The following is a 19,295-nucleotide window of genomic DNA, read 5'->3' on the forward strand; positions in this document are numbered from 1 at the left end:
CGGACGGCGTGTCGAGGGCTGGGGGAAGGGGCGGATCGCAGCGAGCCGCCGGTCGAACATCACCAAGCGGGGGTCCGCTGCACCGTCCATGATCAAATTATGTCGCTGGGGGCAGCCCAGCCGGCGCCTATGCTCTCCCGGACGATGTCTGCACCAGGAGGGAGAGTGTAGACGAGGACATGATCGTGGGAGTGGTCGATCACAGCTTCGATCCGGCGCCGGAAGCGGAGGAGCTGCGCGGGGCTGAGGTTTCCTTCGAACACGCTCCGCTGCACATGGTGGAGGTACTGGCGGCAGGTCGCGAGGACCGTACTGTTGCGTTCCGCGGCGGTGTCGTAAACAACGATCACGTACATGGGTCACCACCAGATCCGAAACGGTTGGTAGCGCTCGCCCTCGAGACAGGTGCGGGTTAGTTTCAGCGCTTCGAGGTAGAGCAGTTCATCGTATGCGACCGATCGTCCGAGCGCGCGGTGYTTGATGGTGACCGCCAGCTCGTCACGAACGGTTTGAACGACAAATTTCCGTCCGCTTTCGGTGAGCATGGTGTTTCCGACCTGGGCGTCGAAATGCGTGGGATTCAACTGGCCGCGGCCGGCGAGACGCAGCAGCAGGCGTTCGGCGAACAGGGGTTTGAAAACTTCAGCCAGGTCGAGTGCGAGGGAATGGCGCTGACGTTCCATGGAGCTGTGCAGGAAGGCGATGCCGCTGTGCAGAGGAGTGAGCCTGATTGCGGTCAGGAGCCGGGCGTAGACGATGCCGTTGACATAGCTGATGAAAGCGTTTCCCGCATTGGCGGGTGGTCGGCGGCTACGGCCGTCAAGCTGTAACCAGTCCGGTAGCTTGGTGTCGATCACAGTCCATGCGGTCCGGCGGAAGTTCCCTTCGGCGGCCATGAGCTGGGCGGTCGAGTCGGCGGCGGCAGCGCCGGCTTCCAGCGTCTCGAACGGCTTTTTCAGCACGGACCGGTCGACGACACGGCGGACATTGAACGCTGTCGCGCACACCAGCGACCGCGCGATGGCCATGGCAGCCCGCGGAGTCGTGGCGGCGCGTGCCTGGGCCAGGACGGTCTGGCCGGATGTATGTGCCTCGGCCGGAAGCAGTGATCCAGCGTAGTCGCCATAGTAACTGAGCAGATGCACAGAGATACGATGTTGGTTGAGTAGCGTCATCACCGCGGTGTTGATGTCTACTGGGGAGCAGGCGATGATGTCGCGTACGTCGGTGACGGGTATATGGACCTTGCTCCCATCGTCTCGTTCGATGACGAGTGTCGAGTCCTTTCGGCGGATCCGGCAGGGGGAGGTCAGCCAGTAGGTGCGGGCTGCTTCGGGCATGGGTCAGTCCGTCCAGCAGTAGTCGAGGTAGCTGCATCCGACGCAGCGCGGCCGGTCAAGTCGCTCCGGCGGATCGGACCGCTCGACAATGTCGAGCACGGCCGCGATGTCGTCCACGGCGCGTGCCCGCCGTTCGTCATCGAACGGGATGCGGATGGTGCGCCGGGTCGGCCGGTAGTGCAGGACAGCGCCGCGGGCCTCGACACCGACATCGATCAGCCGGAGGCAGTAGTGCAGCGCTTGGGCTTCGTCGGCCACGGTCGGCCGACGGGATGACTTGACTTCGTGCACCCACAGGTCCCCGTCGAGATGGTCCAGTTTGGCCGCGCCGAGGTCGACGGGCCGGAACCGGTCGTAGGAGACCTCGTGCAACGCCTCCCCGAGACGGACCCGCTCGCTGAGATGCTCCGGCCGGACCCCACGGCTGTACAGCCATAGCTGCCGGTGGCAGTGATGCAGATATTTGATGTGGACGCCCCCGATGTCAGCCGGCTCCATCAGATCAGCTCACCGGGCTGGTAACGGTCCGCCGCCCGACCGCGGACGGCGGTCAGGCCTCGTTTCTTGTCGTAGTCGCCGTCGATGACGAAGACACCGAGCTGCCGGTTCCAGCCGGCCAGCTTTTTCGCGTAGTAAGGCAGCGGTATGAGCAGGTCCGCGGCGAGTAGACGGCCCTGCGCCCCGGTGGCTGCCGTGGCCAGCAGGCTGGCGTATTCATCCTCATCCGAGGCGAGGATTCCCTCGGTACCGTCGAATATCTTGTCGAATGCGTCGGTGAGCTCGGAACGGTCGCTGAACGGCCGGGTGAAGGTGAGGAAGCTGCTGGTGAAGGCATCCCGGTGGCGGGTGACCTCGTCCACCCATCTTTGGCCCCAGTCGGAGTCGAAGATGTCGTCCAGCCAGCCCAACAACGACGCTTCGCTCACGATCTCACTGTCGTGTGCGGTCAGCACCTGCCAGGCAGCCTCGGTCGGCTCGCGCTCGTAGACACCGTCCGCATACAGCTCGGTCGTGCCGCCGCGTCGGGCGCGCATCTCGGCCTGGCACACGACGACATCTGCCGGCGGACGGGTGCCGCTCCGGTTGACCCGGCCGAACCGCTGAATCAGCGCGTCCAGCGGAGCGCACGAAGTGAAGATCGCATCGAAGTCGACGTCCAACGAAACCTCGACTACCTGGGTGGCGACGACCAGCCCGGGTCGCCGTGTCTCCGCCGAGGTCCCCGATCGGTAACGGCTGGTGATCGTTCTTTCGATCGCGTTACGGTCACAGCGCTTGAACCGGGAGTGCAGCAGACACGCGGCCCACGCCCCGGCTGCTTCACCGTCCACCTCCGCATCCAGATCATCGCCCGGACGGCTGTTCCGCTCGCTGTCCGACAGGGGCGGAGCATACGGCGACAACGCCTCGAACAGGCTTTGGGCGTCAGCCACGTTGTTCGCCACGACGAGGACGGATTCCCCCGCCGCCAGCCTGGATATGATCATTTTCTGAGTGGTCGGATCGGTGAGATGCGCTTGGGCCGTCCGGATCCGGTGCCGGTTGGGAGCGGTGCCGTGGCTCGCCTCCACCAAGGTCACTGGTGATGCGGGCGTCCTCGAAGATGCGTTGTTCCCCGCGTTCTCAAGGCTGGTCCGGACCAGTTCGATCAGCGGAGCCGGCAGGGTCGCCGACAGCACCCCGACGCGGCTGCCGAGCCGCGCCCACAGACCGAAGGTGGCCAGGATGAACCCGAGCTTGCGCGCGTCGTAGGCATGCAGCTCGTCCAGGACGAACACCGAGTTGGCGCTGTCGAGCAGAATGCTGCTGTGTGTCGGGCCGGCGAGCGCGCCGCGCAGCAACTGGTAAGGCGTGCCGACCCGGACCGTCTCGCGGAACAGCCGTGTCGCGCCCGCCCGGGCGAGCGCCTTCGCCGCGGCCATGCCAGCATCCGTGCCGGTACCGCCGTCGGCACTGACACCGTTGCGGCCGGAGCGGTTCTCCTCGGCGTCGTCGTCCGCCCCACACAGCGACCGGGACAGATAATAGGATGCGGCCCGTGAGTGGCTGACCCCGATCAGGCTTTCGTCCCCGACGTCGTGTTCCGCCAGCCGCGCGGTCATCGCGTTGATCGAGGCCAGGTATGGCAACGTGTAGAAGACCCGGGGTACCCCGCCGCACGCCGTACTGATCGCGATGACCTGCCGGGACGCCCACAGCAGGCCGGCCTCGGTCTTCCCGCTGCCCGTCCACGCCCGCAGGATCAGATGTCCGTCGACCGAGGCCRCTTCCTTCTGGTGCGCATGCAGCGCCCGGCCGGATTCGGCCAGCCGGCCAGCGAACCGTTCGGGATAGCCGGAGTCGAACGGCTGCCGGGTGTGCAGGCTGCCGTGCGCGCTGGACAGATGGTCGGCCATGGTCACCGCCCCCTGCACCAGCACAGCCGCTAGCCCGCGGCCGGGGTCGGCATCGGCATCGGACCAGGTCGCCCACAGTCTCCATAGTGTTGACAGCGCGTGTCCGCAGAGGTGGGATGCGTCGGCCGGGCCGGTTGCGTCGGGCATGGCTGCCTCGGTGGCAGCGGTCAGTCCCACCTCCGAGGATCTTTCCGTGAGCCAACCGAGCAGCATCCTGGTCCGTTCCCTGTCGACCGTGCCCARCTCATCGGCGAGATCCTCCGGGGTGGGCACCAGGTCCTCGGGGTAGAGAGCGCGCAGCGCCCGACCGCTGTCGGCGTCGGCGAGCGCGCGGTGGTGGGTCGCGACGCCGAGGGCGATCCACCACCGCGTGGGAGTATCCGGAAGAAGGAACGGCAGGAAGCCCAGAGACAGAACCTCATGTCGCTGGGGCCACCTGTCACGCGCCCGTCTGAGCATGCGCTGAAAGCCGTCGGCGATCTTTCCCGCGTCGTGGGTAAGCGCGGCCCAGGCCACCACCGTCCAGAAGGCATCTCCGGCGATCTCCGCTGGCAGGCCGGGCAGATGGCCGATCCGTCGCTGCACCTGGCGGGCGGCGATAACAGTGGCGTCCAGATGGGACGTTAGCGCCTCCCCGGCATCCCGTTGCCCGCTGGGGCTTTTCGCCCATACCTGCTCCAGCCCGGTGAACCTGGCGGCGTCCACGGTCATCGGGACGCCAGGGGTTCCGCGTGGACGGGATGAGWCGGCGGCAACAGAGCCACGGCCTGACCGTGCTCGGTGACCAGCCCGCCGGTGAGCGGATCACCACCGAGGCCAGATGGCTGGTAGCGGTACGCCTCCCAGCGACGCCGGGCACGGTCCCGGCTGATGGTGGTGGTGAGCTGCACCAGCCGGCCGTGCCGGGTGACATCGGCTGGCACGACCGCGTGACCCTGCCGGCCCACGCCGTGTCGTAGCCGCACCAGCCGAGCCACCACCCGAACCAGGTCCTGGCTGCGACCGAGACGCAGCGGCCAGATGGGCCGCTGCATTCTCTCGGCCCACGTGTCCGTGTCGTCCAGGAGCCAGACGGTCAGCTCCACATCGGCGAGGAACGGACGTTCTCGCGGTACCGGGTCGCCCCGCCCACCCGGCTTTCCCACATCGAGTGGATGGTAGGTCTCCAGATCGGTACCAGCACCCAGCGCGACGAATGACATGGCGAATCGTAGCTGGGTGTCTATCGTCTCCCAGCCGCCCGCGGCCGCGGCGAGCATCCCACCGACCGTGGACGGTGGGGGGCACGGCAGGCACACCTGGGCAGTCGCATACAGCGGATCACGGAAGGAGACGACCGGCGCTGACACGGTGATTTCAAGTGCGTCCACCGGGAGGCCGGTGTTCCCGTTGGTAGCCTCGGCAGGCTCTGCTCCTGTCCCCGGGTGTGCGCTGTCGGCTTCGGTGGGAGCTTCGGCGGGAGAGGTGAGGCCCGGGAAGGTCATTTTCTGGTGTCCTCGAACCAGACGTCGTGCTGGCCGCCTTCGATCTCGTCGGCGAGCCGGTTGAGCACGATCCGTGGATGGTCAAGGATGATGCTTCCGCTGCCGATCGCATCCGCCAGTTCGGCGCGGACGGCTTCCCGCTGGTCGCCGAGAAAACCCGGAGCCCAGCCCACATGGACCGGTCCGTCCAGCTCCTCCCGCCACGCGGTCAGCTCCTCGGTGAAGACACGGACGTCGAAGAAAGTCCGCCGATCACGAGCGCGCAGCACCCGGGTGAACGGGTTGACCCCACCTTTTATCGGCGCGAGCAGCGTCAGCGAGGGGGTCCGGTCGCCATAGTGCAGAGCCTGCTTGGCTCCGCCACGGACCGCGGCGAGCGTACGCAGAAGCACCGCGACCCGTCGGCGACGTTCCGCCAGCGGCAGCCGCAACGCGCTGGCCCCCCGGAAGTCGATCCGCTCCGCTCCACCGGCCGCGGCCTCCTGCGCGGCAGCGCTGGTCAGCGCCACTTTGAGCCCGGAACCGTCGGTCTCGAACGTCCCCACCCGGGCGAGGTCGAGGAGCACGTCACCGGCGAGATCCGCGGTGTAGTGTTCGTGACCGTGCAGGACGGGGTTCGCGCCGGTGTCGAAGCCTCGACTCATCGTCCCGAAGTCCTCGGCCGGCTTTTCCGGTGTCACCGACACCAGGGTCCCGGTGGCGAGCACAGTGTCCCGCTGGCAGCTGCTCCCTTTGCTGACCGCAACCATGTAGCCGAACAGATCGTCGTCCAGATACCGGTCGGGACGGCCGGACGAATATGCCTGCTGGTTCTTCCCGCTGCCGCTGCGGAAAACTGGGGAACGGCGCTCGTCGGCGGGCAGCGAATCCCGGACCCAACGGCGGAACGCCTGCGCGGAGACGTACGGATGGGACAGTCCGCCGGCGTAGAGCTTTTTCACCCGGGCGACGTTGTCGCTACCGAGGCCGTTGTTCGGGGCGCCGGCGTTCACGTCGAGGGCGACCTTGCCCACCAGGTACGTCATGCTGACTGTCCTTCCAGAGAGCCGATGCCGGTGATGTCGTAGGCGTCCAGGTCGCCGGTTTCGTCCGCGGTGGACGTGATGGTCTCGTCGTCYAGTTCGTCGTCGGCGCCTTCGGCTGCCTCGGGATGCCAACCCATCTCGTGCAGGTGTTCCAGGACGGCGACGAGCAGCAGTTGTCGGTGCAGCCTGGTCTGGTGGTCCGGATCGAACAGGAGCCTGGTCTGGGGGACCGTGATGAACGGCCCGGTGGCATCAGTAGGCAGATCCGCGCTGCGCAGCATCCACCGCACCGCGTGGTCGTCGATCCACTTACGGAGCCGAGCCGGATTCTGGTCGCGGTAGGCGACCTGGAACTTCTTCAGCTCTGACTGGGTTTTCCTGGCCGCGACGACCGTCGCGACATTGCGGGCCAGTGCCCGGATTTCATCGACGTCGCGCTGTTCCACGTACAACACCTCTTTGGCGAAAGAAAAGCACAGGGCGGCCAGGTCACGGTCCAGGTCACGCACCGGGTCGGCGGGCGGCGGACGATCGGCGAGATAGGCTGCCGCGGTCCGGAGAATACGGCTGGGCTGACGGAAGGCATGGTGCGCGAGCCGGGTCTCGCCGGAGAGTTCCTTCGTCCGGTGCGCTGCCACCAGCGCCGTGTACCCTGCCCGGTTCGACGCGCGCATCGTGCGACGCAGCCATTCCGCCAGCGGCTGGTCCATCGCGTGGACGGCGAGGGACGCGCCGCGGTTGTCGTTGTTGAAAACGAACAGGTCGACGCCCGCACCGAGCGGGCGGCCGTGTTCCCGCAGCCCCCGTAACGCGATCTGGTCGGCGGACGGCTGGTTCGACGGCACCGGCACGCCCAGGGCGATGTGCTCGTTGTTTCTGCGCACCCTTTCCCTGGTGGCCTGCGCGAGGAAGYTGTCATCCCAACTGTGCACGGCCGTGTTCGCTCCACCGGTGAGCCGGCAGCCATACGGCAGGGCGTGAAAGCATGACACGCACGGCCAGCACAGCGGTAGACCGGCCTGCCCGGGCGCGGTGGTGTTGCGCTGGTTCTCGCTCTCCATCAGTGGCACGTCGACTTTGCCGAAGAAGGAGACCGCCGCCCGGCCGCACAGCGCGCACGGTACCCCCGGCCACGTCCGGGCCTCGGGCATCGTCCGCCATGCCCGTACCTGCTCCGTGAGCTCGTCACGGCCGCGTTTCGATCGTGACGGGTGGTTCATCTTGGAGTTTGGGAAGAAAGAACCGCTGGCCTTGAGCCAGAATCCGTCGGCGGCCTTGGTCGACTCGGCGTGCGCGGCGCGTACCGCGTCGTCGGCCATTGTCCGAACTGCGGTGTCGAACGCATCGGCCGTTATCTCTCCTGGCTCACGGCAGCCGGCGAGCGCGGTGAGAGCGAACGCGCCGACCCGTTGCAGCGGGTGTGCGGTGAGCACTACCCGCCGCTGGGCCTCGATCTCCTCCGTTGTGATGCTCGCGATTGCCCCCGGTCCGGCTGGTGCGGTCACGCCGACACCCATCCGAAACCCGCCGATGTCGCCTGGCCGAGGCCCCACGACCACAGCGCGCTCAGGGTTTCTGGCGCACCGCGCAACCGGACCTCGACCTGTGCCCCGACCTTTTTCCCTTTTCCGGTGTCGAAGCTGCGTTTCGCCCCGGCCCAGGTGATCTGTTCGAGGGTGATGTCCGGGTCGACGCCGATCGTCTCGGCCTTGCGTTGCAGGCTCTGCGCGAAGTAGCCGGCGAACTCCGGCTCCCATGGCAGGAGGAACGCCTGCCGTGTTGTGCGGATCCCGTCCGGACCACGGCCGGAGCCCTTCATCACGACTGGAGTGACCGTCCGTAGTAAGGCCGTACCGTCGGTGAAGGCCGGAGGGTCGACGATGTTGACGCCCTCGACGTGCAGCGCCACGCCACCCCAGTCGATGATCGGAGTCGTGCTGAGAATCCTGGCCCATGCCTGGATCACCACGTGCAGCGGACTGCCCAGCTCGAGATAGCCGTGGCCGCCCACCGCGTAGCGGCCTTTGACCCGCCTGGCCTGCGGAAACGTAGGTGGACCAAAGCCGAACGGCGCCATCCGGTGGYTGCCCCACCCCTCGCCGTGTATACGTTCCGCTATTTTCGAGTCCACCTGTTGTAACAATGAGTAGCAGAACCCGCGCCCGGGAAGTTGGACGTTCCGCCACTCAAGCTCGCGTGCTGTCGTTCGAACCGACACCCGCAGTCGCACGATCTACCTCCCCCGTATGAGTGCGTCTCGTTGGCAGGACAACCGGTGTGGTCCACACCACATCGGTCACCCTCAGGAGGCATCCTGCACCCTCCCCAATCATTACTGACGGACGGGTCGGGCCAACTCGGACGCCGAAGATCGCCAGTGCCCGGTCGGGCAAGCTGGAAGATCCCTCGAAGGGTCGATGAGGACAAGGAGTGGAAGCGGTCAGCTCGAGTAATCCACAAGCCTTGTTTTAATCCCTCGGTAGCAAGTCGCAAAAAGGGTGAATGGGAGCTATTCGAACAGCTTGCTCAGAAAAAATACAACGCCAATAATTGCCACCGTCGCTCCGGAAAAGCGGAATACTATCCGGAAGGTGCGACTCTTTACTTTGATCAAAATTTCGTGCGGACTGCTCATATTATTCCCCTTTGACTGGCATGGGCTATCTACTGATTGTCTAAATGTTCGTCTGCGGAACGGTGGATGTGAAAGTACCATGGCGGAAGCCTTGTTGGAGTAAGCCACAGGCCTTCGAGGCTCCAGGTCGCGAATAGAATAATCTGCGTCTGTTCTGTCCGTCGCCGGGATTTATCCGACGACGGACAGAACAGAGAAGGAGCTATCTACTGGGTGCGGACGAGGAGGCTGACGGGGAAGTCGCGCAGCAGGCGGAGGACGTAGGCGACGCCGCCGTCGTGGCGGCGGCCGGTGAACAGGTCCGTCCAGCGGCCCTCGGGCAGCGGGAGGGTGGTGTCGCGCCAGCCGCCGCCGCGGCGCAGCCCCAGGACCAGGCGCGGCGCCACGGCCACCACCGACCCCGAGCGGCTGAAGGCGACCACATGGTCGGCCGCCGAGCCGGACGCCCACAGCGGCCGGTAGGTGGCCTGGGCGCCGAACCACTCCGGGTGTTCCCGGCGCAGCCGTAACGCGCGGGCGACGACGAGTAGCTTCGCCGCCCCGGTGTCGTCGAGCGGCGGTGGCTTGCGGCTGCCGGATTCGGGGCCGAGCTCGGTCAGCAGCTTCGCGCGTTCGCCGAAGGCGACCGGGCGCCGGTTGTCCGGGTCGACCAGGGAGGCGTCCCACAGCTCCTGGCCCTGGTAGACGTCGGGCACGCCGGGGGAGACGAGCTGGAGCAGCTTCTGGGTCAGGGAGTTCTGGCGTCCGAGCTCCACCAGGGACGCGACGTAGGTTTCCAGTGTCGCGAGGTAGTCCCGGTCGTCGAGGACCGCGTCGACGTAGTTCGTCAGCGCCGACTCGTATCCGGGGTTCGGGTCGGTCCACGACGTGTGGGTCTTTGCCTCGCGGACGGCCTTGAACATGTACTGCCGGACCCGGTCGGCTGGCAGCGGCCAGGCTCCGACGAGGGTCTGGGCGAGCAGATAGCTCGTCGGACGGTCCGGCCAGCCGTGTTCGATGTCGGTGTGCCGTTCACCGAGGGTGAGCAGGCGGCGGACGACCTCGCCCCAGCCGTCGGGGTCCTCGGTCAGCACGGCGAGCCTGGCGCGGACGTCCTCGGAGCGTTTGGTGTCGTGCGTGGACAGGGTGGTCATCGTCAGCGGCCAAGCCCGCTGCGTGGTGGTGTTGGCCTCGTGGAACTCGTGCACCGCGCTGTGCGGGTGCCCGGCGGGGAAGCCGGGGAAGTCGCCGGGGGAGCCGCCGACCTCGTTCAGCGCGATCATCCGGCCGTACCGGTAGAAGGCGGTGTCCTCGACGCCCTTGGCCATGACCGGCCCGGCGGTCTGCTGGAAGCGGACGACGAACTCCGGCGGGCCGGCCAGGGCCAGCTCCTCGACGAGGTCGATCTCGTCCGCGCGCAGGGGCAGCGACTCCCGGGCTTGCGTGCAGGCCCGCACGATGTGCCCGCGGGCCTCCAGGGTCGCCGCCGCGCCCGGGCGGACGTAGGCGCGGTAGACGGGGAAGGCGGCCAGCACCTCGGCCAGCGCCTCGTGCAGGCCGACGCGGGTGAGGTCCGCGCGCCGCCGCCGGGCCTCGGTCAGCGCGAGGGCGGTGAGCCTGTCCAGTTCGGGGCGCAGGGCGCCCGCGAGTACGTCGATCTTGGCCTGGCGGCTGATCGTGGCGAAGTCGGACCTGACGTCGGYGACCTCGGTGTAGAGGGTGCTGAACGCCCTGGCCGAGGCCGGGTCGATGAACAGCCGGGTGAGCCGGTTCAGCGCGTCGTAGCCGGTGGTGCCGGCGCACGCCCAGGTGTCGGGCAGCGCCTCACCGGGCTCCAGGATCTTCTCGACGACCGTCCACGCGCCGCCGGTGGCCTCGGACAGCCGGCGCAGGTACTCCTCGGGGTCGGCGAGGCCGTCGGGGTGGTCGATCCGCAGGCCGTCGATCGCGCCGGCCCGGATCTGGTCGAGGATCAGGCGGTGGGTGGCGGCGAAGACGTCCGGGTCCTCCTGGCGCAGGCCGGCGAGGGTGGTGATGTCGAAGAAGCGCCGGTAGTTCAGCTCGGTGCCGGCGACCCGCCAGAAGCACAGCCGGTAGTGCTGACGCTCGAGGGTGGCGGTGACGTCGTCAGGGTCGACGGTCCCGTCCGCGACGGGTAGCACGTGATCGTGGTAGACGACCACCCAGGCGCCGTCCTCGTCGGTGGCCAGCCGGATCTCGCCGCGGGCGAGGCAGGTGCCCAGCGCGTCCCCGAGAACCGGGATCACGATCTTCCCGGGGTTCTCCGGGGAGTTCCAGTCGATGTCGAACCAGGACGCGTACGGCGACTCGGCGCCCTCGCGCAGCACCGACCACCAGGCCGTGTTGGCCGACTCGGGCGCGGCCACCGCCATGTGGTTGGGCACCAGGTCCACCACCAGGCCGAGGCCTGCCTTGCGGCACGCGGTCACCAGCCGCCGGAACCCGGCCTGCCCGCCGAGCTCCGGGCTGATCTGGCCGTGGTCGACCACGTCGTAGCCGTGGGTCGAGCCGTCGACCGCCTCCAGGACGGGCGAGCAGTACAGATGGGTGACACCGAGCGTGGCCAGGTACGGCACGACGACGGCCGCGTCGGTGAAGGAGAACTCCATGCTCAGCTGCAGCCGGTAGGTCGCGGTGGGGACGGCCCGGCCGGGCTCGCCGCCGGCACCAGGCCCAGCGAGCCCACCAGGCCCACCGAGCCCACCCGGACCACCGGCAGGGGCGGCGCCGACGCCGGAACCGCCCCGCGGATCAGTCGGCACAGCGCAGCACAAGCGTCGAACGGGCCTCGGCCTCGATCGGGTCGTCGGCCTTCACGACCCGACCGGTCAGGCGTGGGCCGAGCGAGGCGGCGCTCCCGCCGCCGCCCCCGCTCACCGCGCCGGCTCCGGCCGCCGCGCCGGTGCCGGACGCGTCGCCGGCTCCGGCCGTCGTGGCGTCGACGATCGCCGGCTGGGCCGGGGCGGGCGGGCGGGTGTCGACGACGACCTCCCAGCTGGTGCCGAAGTTCTCCGGCGGGATGCGGAAGCCCAGCGGCTCGAAGTGGGCGTTGAAGAACAGCAGGAAGGACTGGTCGACGACCTTCTCACCGCGCTGGTCGGGGTCGGGGATGCCGTGCCCGTTGAGGAACACCCCGAAGGAGCGGGCCGGGGTGAACCCCCAGTCGGCGTCCGACATCTCGGTGCCGTCCGGCCGCAGCCAGACGATGTCCTTGAGGGCTTCCCCGCCGTCGTGGCCGCTGACGGGTGCGCCGTCCGGGCCGCTGCCCGTCCCGGCGTCCAGGCGGTGGATCGGGTCGCCCCGGAAGAACCGGCGGCGGCGGAACACCGGATGCTCCCGGCGCAGGGCGCAGACGGTCGCGGTGAACTCGACCAGGTCCGCGTTGCGTTCCGCCAGGGACCAGTCCAGCCAGGAGATCTCGTTGTCCTGGCAGTACCCGTTGTTGTTGCCCTGTTGGGTGCGCCCCATCTCGTCGCCGGCCAGGAGCATGGGGACGCCCTGGGACAGGAAGAGCGTGGTGAGGAAGTTCCTGACCTGGCTGCCGCGCAGYGCGAGCACCGCGGGGTCGTCCGTCGGCCCTTCCGCGCCGCAGTTCCACGACCGGTTGTCGTCGGATCCGTCCCGGTTGTCCTCGCCGTTGTCCTCGTTGTGCTTGTTGTTGTAGGAGACCAGGTCGTCGAGGGTGAACCCGTCGTGGGCGGTGACGAAGTTGATGGACGCCGAGGGCCGGCGTCCGTCGGACTCGTAAAGGTCGCTCGAGCCGGTCAGCCGGGAGGTGAACTCGGCGATGCCCTGGTCCTGGCCGCGCCAGAAATCCCGCACGGTGTCACGGTACTTGCCGTTCCACTCGGTCCACAGCGGGGGGAAGTTGCCGACCTGGTAGCCGCCGGCGCCGAGGTCCCACGGTTCGGCGATCAGCTTGACCTGCGAGACCACCGGATCCTGCTGGACGAGGTCGAAGAAGGACGACAGCCGGTCGACCTCGTAGAACTCCCGGGCCAGGGTCGCGGCCAGGTCGAACCGGAACCCGTCGACGTGCATCTCGGTCACCCAGTAGCGCAGCGAGTCCATGATGAGCTGCAGGACGTGTGGGTGACGCACCCGCATGCTGTTGCCGGTGCCGGTGTAGTCCATGTAGTAGCGCGGGTCGTCCTCGATGAGCCGGTAGTAGGCGGCGTTGTCGATGCCGCGGAAACACAGCACCGGGCCCATGTGGTTGCCCTCGGCCGTGTGGTTGTACACGACGTCGAGGATCACCTCGATGCCGGCGTCGTGAAGGTTCTTCACCATGAGTTTGAACTCCTGGACCTGCTGGCCCGCGCGGGCGTCGGCCGCATAGGCGTTGTGCGGGGCCAGGAAGGCCAGCGAGTTGTACCCCCAGTAGTTGCGCAGCCCCCGGCGGACCAGGTGTTCGTCCTGCACGAACTGGTGGACGGGCATGAGTTCCACAGCGGTCACACCGAGTTTGTGATAATGGTCGATCATCGTCGGATGTGCCACGCCGGCGTAGGTGCCGCGGTACTCCGGTGGGAGCCCGGGATGGGCGATCGTCAGGCCGCGTACGTGCGCCTCGTAGATGACCGTCTCGTTGTACGGGGTGCGCGGCGGGCGGTCCCCGTTCCAGTCGAAGAACGGGCTGATGACCACCGACTTCATCACCCGGAGCGCGGAATCCTCGGTGTTCATGCTGTCGGGGTCGCCGAAGTTGTAGCCGAAGACCGACTGGTCCCAGTCGATCTCGCCGTCGACCGCCTTCGCGTACGGGTCCAGAAGAAGCTTGGACGGATTACACYGCAGCCCCTTGGCGGGTTCGTGGGGGCCGTGGATCCGATACCCGTATCGCTGGCCGGGGCCGATGCTCGGCAGGAAACCGTGGTAGACGAAGGCATCGGCTTCCTTCAGTTCGACCCGGGTCTCGGTGTTGTCCTCGTCGAACAGGCACAGCTCGACCTTCTCGGCAACCTCGGAGAAGATCGCGAAATTGGTGCCGGTGCCATCGTAGGTGGCACCGAGCGGATAGGGGCTGCCCGGCCAGACTTGCAACATACGCACGGAGCCTACGGGGTTGGGGAACCGCCGACGACTGGTGCTGGCGTGGATGGGCACCGACGGCTCGGGCGACTTCCCGGCCGGTGGATTCCGGGCCGGTGGATTCCGGTTCGGCCGGCGGGGTGGCGGGCGCGGCCGGGCCGGTTTGAGTACACCTTCGGGCCGCGCTGTGCGCAACTCGTCACCCGCGTTGTCGATCACAAACCGTTGATCACGGTATCCGCCGTGGACGAGGTTCGCGGGGTGGCCGCGCACGCTCCGTCCCCCCCGCGACGGAACCCCGTCGGCCGGCCCGAGGCGGGCCGGCCCGGCTCGGCGTGCCCGATACGGCCACGGGCCCGACAGCCCCACGGCCCGACAGCCCTGCCGACCCGTCCCGGCGCGGAGTTCGGCACGGGCCCGTGCGGGCCCGGTACGACGGGCCCCCGGCTGGAGACTCCTCCGGGAGCCGTCCAGACGCACTCCGGACGCCTTCCGAACGCTCTGGCGTGGCTGCCGCGCCGGGCCCTGCTGTGTGGCGGGCGGGACAGTTGCTGCCTGTCATGAATCGTCCAGGTATCAAATGATGAATCGGATCTGTCAGACGGGGGTAGGTATGGCAGCCACAGGCGGCTCATGGCACCATCGTTACCGCACGGCACGGCCGATCGTGAGACGAGGTCGCAGGGGAAGGCGTAACTCGTTGACGGAGGTCCTGCGTGGTTGCAATGTCATCAACACGTGATCTTGTTTCGGGTTCGGTGTCCGTCGGCGTCCCCGGCATGCTCGCCGTGCTGGCCTGCCCGCCGCCGCTGTGTCCGCACCTGGAGTTTGCCGTGTCCGCCGTGCTCTCCTCGCCGGTGTCCCTGACCTGGACCGGGCAGCCCAACTCCCCGGGGTCGTTCTACGCGGCCCTCCAGTGGCGCGCCCCCTGTGGGACGGCCGGCCGGCTGGCGGGGCAGCTGCGTCGTCTCGCCCCGGTCTCCTTCGACGTGGTCGAGGGGCCCTCACCGGGGTGCGACTCGGAGCGCTACTCCCACACCCCCGAACTCGGCCTGCACCGCGCGTCGATCGCCGCGAACGGGGACGTGGTCGTCGGTGAGGCGGCCCTGCGCGCGCTCATCGACCGGGGCGAGGGCCGCGAGACGCTGGCCAGGGGCCTGCACCGTCTGCTCGGCACCGCCTGGGACGACGTCCTGGAACCGTTGCGCCAGGGCGCCCACGGAGCGCCCGTGACCTGGCTGCGCCGGACCGGCTAGGCCCCGCCTCCGGGTCCGGGCGCGTGAGGGGTCGGCTGCCTGACCGGCTCGGGCTCTGCCGCTCCCGCGCCCGGGCCGCTCCCGCGCCCGGGCCGCTCCCGCGCCCGGGCCGCGGCCCGGTCCGGGCGCGCGTGGAGGCTGGCCCGGACGCCGCCGCCGCACCTGGCAGGCAGCCTGTCGCCGGGTGCGGGGTGGCAGGGGAAGGGTGGCAGGGGAGAGCCGGGACAGCCGGCCCTCACCGCTGATCCCGTGTTCGGGCGCGTGTCGGGCGGGGTATGCCGGGCCGGGTCACCCGTTCCCGGTGAGCCGCCTTCCGCGCGTTCCCGGAGGATTTCCCAGGCGTTGTCAGGGGAGACTTCCTCCGCGTTGCCGGGGGAGCCGCCGGGGGTGGTGGTGACCTCGGCGGGCGCCCCCGGCCCGATGCCCGCCGCCGATGTCCGGTGACACCTGGGACGTGGGAGCGCAACGGGTGTGGTGAAGGCCACATCCGTTCGGGATCGTCCGGGCGGGCACATACCCCACCGGCCGTGCGTTGTGGGTGGGGCACGAGAGAGCAGCGCACTTAATATTCACGGGAGTATTTCAGTGGCCACCGATTACGACACCCCCCGGACCAGCGATGCCGAGGAGGTCGCCGAGCAGAGTCTGGAGGCGCTCAAGGCACGACGGGCGGACGCGGCGGCCGACCTCGGGGACGATGTCGACCCGTTCGAGTCCGAGCTCGACCTGCCCGGCGCGGACCTGTCCGGGGAGGAACTGACCGTCCGCGTACTGCCCCGACAGGCAGACGAGTTCACCTGCACGAGCTGTTTCCTGGTCCATCACCGCAGCCAGCTCGCCGACAGCCGGCGGATGATCTGCGCGGACTGCGCCGCGTAGGCGGTACGGGCCACGCGGACCGCGGGACCGCGCCACGCGGACCGCGTGGGACGCCGAACGCGCCGGGCCGAGCGGCCGACGGCTCGCCGGCGGCGCCCCGGCCAGGGCAGGTACCGCGCGCCGGGGCCGGCTGCCGGTGCCCGCCGCGGCGACAAGCCCGACAGCTGACGAGCCCGACAGCCCGTCCGTGCTGTCCGTCCTCGCGCCCTGTCCCTGTCCACACGAGCCTGCCTGATGGCGACGACCGACTGCGACCGCATTACCACGGCCATCGGGCAGGCTTGGGTGATCATTTAGATGGTCGGGTAAGCACTCGGACCCCGGCTTCCCGCATCTGCGAGACGGCCTGCTCCTCGTCCCCGGGCCGCAGCCCGACGAAGCGGGTCAGGGCCAGCGGGACCACCACGTCGAAACCCAGCGCCCGGCCGTCCAGTGCCGTCGCCTTCACACAGTGGTCCCCGGCGAGACCGACCACGACGATCCTGCGGACCTCCCGGGCGGTGAGGACGTCGACCAGTTCGGTCGCCTGATCGGCGTCGGTGAGCGGGTTGCGTACGGTGAATCCGGAATAACCGTCCTCGCCGCCCGTTCCCTTGCGCACGATCGTCCCGTCGACCCGCAGGGCCGGATGCAGCTGCGCGCCCTCGGTCTCCCGTACGCAGTGCGGCGGCCAGATGCCGCCGCCGGTGACGAAGTGCGGGGTGGTCGGCGGATGCCAGTCCTGCGTGTAGACGACCGGTGAGCCCGCGGCCACGGCCCGTTCGATCTCGTCGTTGACAGGTGGGATGATCTCCTCGCCGCCGGTCACGTACAGGCTGCCGGTCGGCGCGGCGAAGTCGTTCTGGACGTCGATCACCAGGAGCGCGACGCCCGGCCCGTATTCGTCGGTCATGAGCCGATTCTGCCCACCGTCGGCCCGCCGCGGTATTCCGGGCCCCACCGAGGTGGGCAGGCCCTGCCGCACGCGGATGCCCGACGTTTGTCGGATATTGTTTTGTCCGACATTCGGGGCCCGGCTCGCCTGGGCCTCAACCGAGCCTCACCTGGGCCCTCACCTGGGCACTTGGTCGGGTCGATGCCGGATTGACGTGGTACGTGCCACAGGCATCGGTGATGACCGTATCTGCACCGGATTCGTACGGGTTCAAAGCTGATGCGAAGTCGTCATACCCCCCCGTTACAGTGGTCGGGTGCGCAGCAGAGACTACGGGCCCGACGTGCTGGCGCGGAGCGGACGCGTACGGCCCGCCGCGCCGCCATCTGTCGAGGCCGTCCCCGGCCTCGTCGCCGAGGACGCCGCGACCGGTTTCTGCGGGGCGGTGATCGAGGTCGAGGCGGGTGGAGTCGTGCTGGAGGACAGGCATGGCCGCCGCCGCGCCTTCCCGCTCGCCGCCGGAGCGTTCCTGCTGGACGGGCGGACGGTGACGCTGACCCGGCCGGTGCGGTCGGCGCCGGCGGCCCCGGCCCGCACGGCGTCCGGCTCCGTCGCCGTGCCCGGCCAGCCGGCCCGGGTCGCGCGGGCGAGCCGGATCTACGTGGAGGGGCTGCACGACGCCGCGCTCGTCGAACGCGTCTGGGGCGACGACCTGCGGCTGGAGGGCGTCGTCGTGGAAAGCCTGGACGGCGTCGACGATCTGCCCGCGCTGGTCGCGGCCTTCCAGCCCGGACCACGGCGCCGTCTCGGCGTGCTCGTCGACCATCTGGTCGCCGGCTCCAAGGAGAGCCGCATCGCCGCGTCCGTGACGTCACCGTACGTGCTCGTCACCGGGCATCCCTACGTGGACATCTGGCAGGCGGTCAAGCCGTCGTCCGTGGGTATCGCGGCCTGGCCCCAGGTACCCCGGGGCCAGCCGTGGAAGGATGGCGTGTGCCGCGCGCTGGGCGTCGCCGAACCCGCTGACATGTGGCGCAGGGTGCTCGGCAGCGTGCGTTCCTACACGGACGTCGAAGCCGGTCTGCTCGGGGCGGTCGAACGCCTCATCGACTTCGTCACGGTACCGGCGGGTGACGGCGACGACGAGCACGGTGCCAAATATCATGCCAAACACGGGGCCGAGCACAGGGCCGAGTACGGCGAGGGACACGACAGGGGACACGAAAGAGGCCGGGTATGAGGGCCGGTTCCGCCGTCGGCGTCCCCTCGCCCGAGGCGGGGCGACGGTAGATGCCGCCGCGGTGGAGAGCGCTCAGGCCAGGCCTTGTCGTCGCGCTCGTCGCGGTGGTCGCGCTCGTGGCCTTCGCGGTTCACGCGGCGCGCTCCGACCCACCCCCGCCGCCGCTCGGGATGTCCGCGGCGGCGGCGTCGCCGTCGTCCGAGCCGACCACGGCCGGGGCCGGGGCGGCGGCCAGACCGGACCTGCTGCGCGGGCGCACCGTCCTGCTCGACCCCGGCCACAACGGGGGCAATGCGAAGGCGCCCGCGGCGATCAACCGGAAGGTGCTCGCCGGTGGCATCGCGAAGGAGTGCGACACCGTCGGCTCGCAGACCACGGCCGGCTATCCCGAACACGCGTTCACCTTCGACGTGGTCACCCGAGTGGCCGCGCTGCTGCGCGACCGGGGTGCCACCGTCGTCCTGACCAGGGCGGACGACAACGGGGTCGGCCCGTGCATCGACGAGCGGGCCCGCATCGGCAATGACGCGCACGCGGACGCGGCCGTGTCCGTGCACGCCGACGGCGGCCCGGCGAGCGGTACCGGATTCCATGTCATCGCCCCGAGCCTGAGCCCGGACGGCGGCAACGCCGCGATTCTCGCCCCGTCGGCCCGGCTGGCGGACGCGGTGGGCGCCGCCTTCGAGCGGAACACCGGCGAAACCCGGGCGGACTACATCGCGCACGACGGCCTGTCGTTCCGTACGGATCTGGGCGGGCTGAACCTCTCCCGGGTGCCCAAGGTGTTCATCGAATGCGCCAACATGCGCAATCCCGCCGACGCCGCACGGGTCTCCGACCCCGCGTGGCGTGGGCGCGCCGCGCAGGGCATCACGGACGGGATAATCGCCTTTCTGACCGCGCCGCCTTCCTGACCGCACGTCCACCGTGCGGTTACCGGACGGCGTGATGTTCCGGTTGGGCGTGGGCCGCGTTCTCGGGCTTCGTGCACGTGCATTTGCCGAGTCATATCAGCCGAGCCGCGTCAACGGTGCAGGTCCGCGCCGCCGGACCAGCGGGTGACACGTCGACGCCGTTGATATTTCGTAAATGTAACGCACCGTAACAAAAGTTGACATACCTGTAAGTCGGCCAT

The 19,295-nt window shown here is 69.0% G+C and carries 15 protein-coding genes; 4 read left to right on the plus strand and 11 right to left on the minus strand.

Annotated elements, in window-relative coordinates:
• Window positions 1-92 precede the first annotated feature (92 nt).
• The 10 genes from cas2 to glgX all read right to left on the minus strand — a co-directional run bounded on the left by cas2 (window position 93) and on the right by glgX (window position 13,926).
• A complete protein-coding gene (cas2, locus tag BL254_RS13580) occupies window positions 93-356 on the minus strand; it encodes a CRISPR-associated endonuclease Cas2 (protein WP_047222866.1) in 264 nt (87 codons plus the stop codon).
• A 3-nt stretch (window positions 357-359) separates the two neighbouring features.
• Window positions 360-1,340 carry a type I-B CRISPR-associated endonuclease Cas1b gene (gene cas1b, locus BL254_RS13585; protein ID WP_047222865.1) on the minus strand — a complete coding sequence of 327 codons (981 nt, stop codon included), beginning with the start codon at window positions 1,338-1,340 and terminating at the stop codon, window positions 360-362.
• 3 nt (window positions 1,341-1,343) lie between these two features.
• Window positions 1,344-1,838 carry a CRISPR-associated protein Cas4 gene (locus BL254_RS13590; protein WP_047222864.1) on the minus strand — a complete coding sequence of 165 codons (495 nt, stop codon included), beginning with the start codon at window positions 1,836-1,838 and terminating at the stop codon, window positions 1,344-1,346.
• Window positions 1,838-4,447, minus strand: a complete 2,610-nt coding sequence (locus tag BL254_RS13595) for a CRISPR-associated helicase/endonuclease Cas3 (protein WP_076843477.1) — start codon at window positions 4,445-4,447, stop codon at window positions 1,838-1,840. Before BL254_RS13595 ends, BL254_RS13590 begins: the two co-directional genes overlap by 1 nt.
• Window positions 4,444-5,220 carry a CRISPR-associated protein Cas5 gene (gene cas5, locus BL254_RS13600; protein WP_083731066.1) on the minus strand — a complete coding sequence of 259 codons (777 nt, stop codon included), beginning with the start codon at window positions 5,218-5,220 and terminating at the stop codon, window positions 4,444-4,446. The genes BL254_RS13595 and cas5 overlap by 4 nt, the downstream gene beginning before the upstream one ends.
• Window positions 5,217-6,245, minus strand: a complete 1,029-nt coding sequence (gene cas7i / locus BL254_RS13605; RefSeq protein ID WP_047222861.1) for a type I-B CRISPR-associated protein Cas7/Cst2/DevR — start codon at window positions 6,243-6,245, stop codon at window positions 5,217-5,219. Before cas7i ends, cas5 begins: the two co-directional genes overlap by 4 nt.
• Window positions 6,242-7,750: a hypothetical protein gene (locus BL254_RS13610; protein ID WP_139342304.1), complete on the minus strand. Its 1,509-nt coding sequence runs from the start codon at window positions 7,748-7,750 to the stop codon at window positions 6,242-6,244. The genes cas7i and BL254_RS13610 overlap by 4 nt, the downstream gene beginning before the upstream one ends.
• Window positions 7,747-8,322 (minus strand): CRISPR-associated endoribonuclease Cas6, encoded by a 576-nt coding sequence (gene cas6, locus BL254_RS13615; RefSeq protein ID WP_256386248.1) that lies wholly within the window; start codon window positions 8,320-8,322, stop codon window positions 7,747-7,749. The genes BL254_RS13610 and cas6 overlap by 4 nt, the downstream gene beginning before the upstream one ends.
• A gap of 764 nt (window positions 8,323-9,086) precedes the next feature.
• Window positions 9,087-11,489, minus strand: a complete 2,403-nt coding sequence (gene treY, locus BL254_RS13620; protein WP_254858129.1) for a malto-oligosyltrehalose synthase — start codon at window positions 11,487-11,489, stop codon at window positions 9,087-9,089.
• A 142-nt stretch (window positions 11,490-11,631) separates the two neighbouring features.
• Entirely contained in the window at window positions 11,632-13,926 is a 2,295-nt protein-coding gene (gene glgX / locus BL254_RS13625; protein WP_076843512.1) for a glycogen debranching protein GlgX, read from the minus strand.
• 710 nt (window positions 13,927-14,636) lie between these two features.
• On the opposite strand from glgX, the gene BL254_RS13630 reads away from it, so the two are divergent.
• Both BL254_RS13630 and BL254_RS13635 read left to right on the plus strand, forming a co-directional pair.
• Entirely contained in the window at window positions 14,637-15,167 is a 531-nt protein-coding gene (locus tag BL254_RS13630; RefSeq protein ID WP_047222859.1) for a DUF3145 domain-containing protein, read from the plus strand.
• Window positions 15,168-15,752: 585 nt separating this feature from the next.
• Window positions 15,753-16,046: a DUF4193 domain-containing protein gene (locus BL254_RS13635; RefSeq protein WP_013873850.1), complete on the plus strand. Its 294-nt coding sequence runs from the start codon at window positions 15,753-15,755 to the stop codon at window positions 16,044-16,046.
• 289 nt (window positions 16,047-16,335) lie between these two features.
• On the opposite strand, the gene BL254_RS13640 is transcribed toward BL254_RS13635, so the two are convergent.
• The gene (locus BL254_RS13640; RefSeq protein WP_047222981.1) at window positions 16,336-16,938 is read right to left on the minus strand and encodes an isochorismatase family protein; all 603 of its coding nucleotides are present in this window, start codon (window positions 16,936-16,938) and stop codon (window positions 16,336-16,338) included.
• 298 nt (window positions 16,939-17,236) lie between these two features.
• Here BL254_RS13640 and BL254_RS13645 point away from each other — a divergent pair, with 298 nt between their 5' ends.
• The gene (locus tag BL254_RS13645) at window positions 17,237-18,160 is read left to right on the plus strand and encodes a DUF3097 domain-containing protein (protein ID WP_047222858.1); all 924 of its coding nucleotides are present in this window, start codon (window positions 17,237-17,239) and stop codon (window positions 18,158-18,160) included.
• Window positions 18,161-18,210: 50 nt separating this feature from the next.
• Window positions 18,211-19,074 carry an N-acetylmuramoyl-L-alanine amidase gene (locus tag BL254_RS13650; RefSeq protein ID WP_047222857.1) on the plus strand — a complete coding sequence of 288 codons (864 nt, stop codon included), beginning with the start codon at window positions 18,211-18,213 and terminating at the stop codon, window positions 19,072-19,074.
• Window positions 19,075-19,295 lie beyond the last annotated feature (221 nt).

Source organism: Protofrankia sp. BMG5.30, from assembly GCF_001983005.1.
In the GTDB taxonomy this organism is placed as follows: domain Bacteria; phylum Actinomycetota; class Actinomycetes; order Frankiales; family Frankiaceae; genus Protofrankia; species Protofrankia coriariae.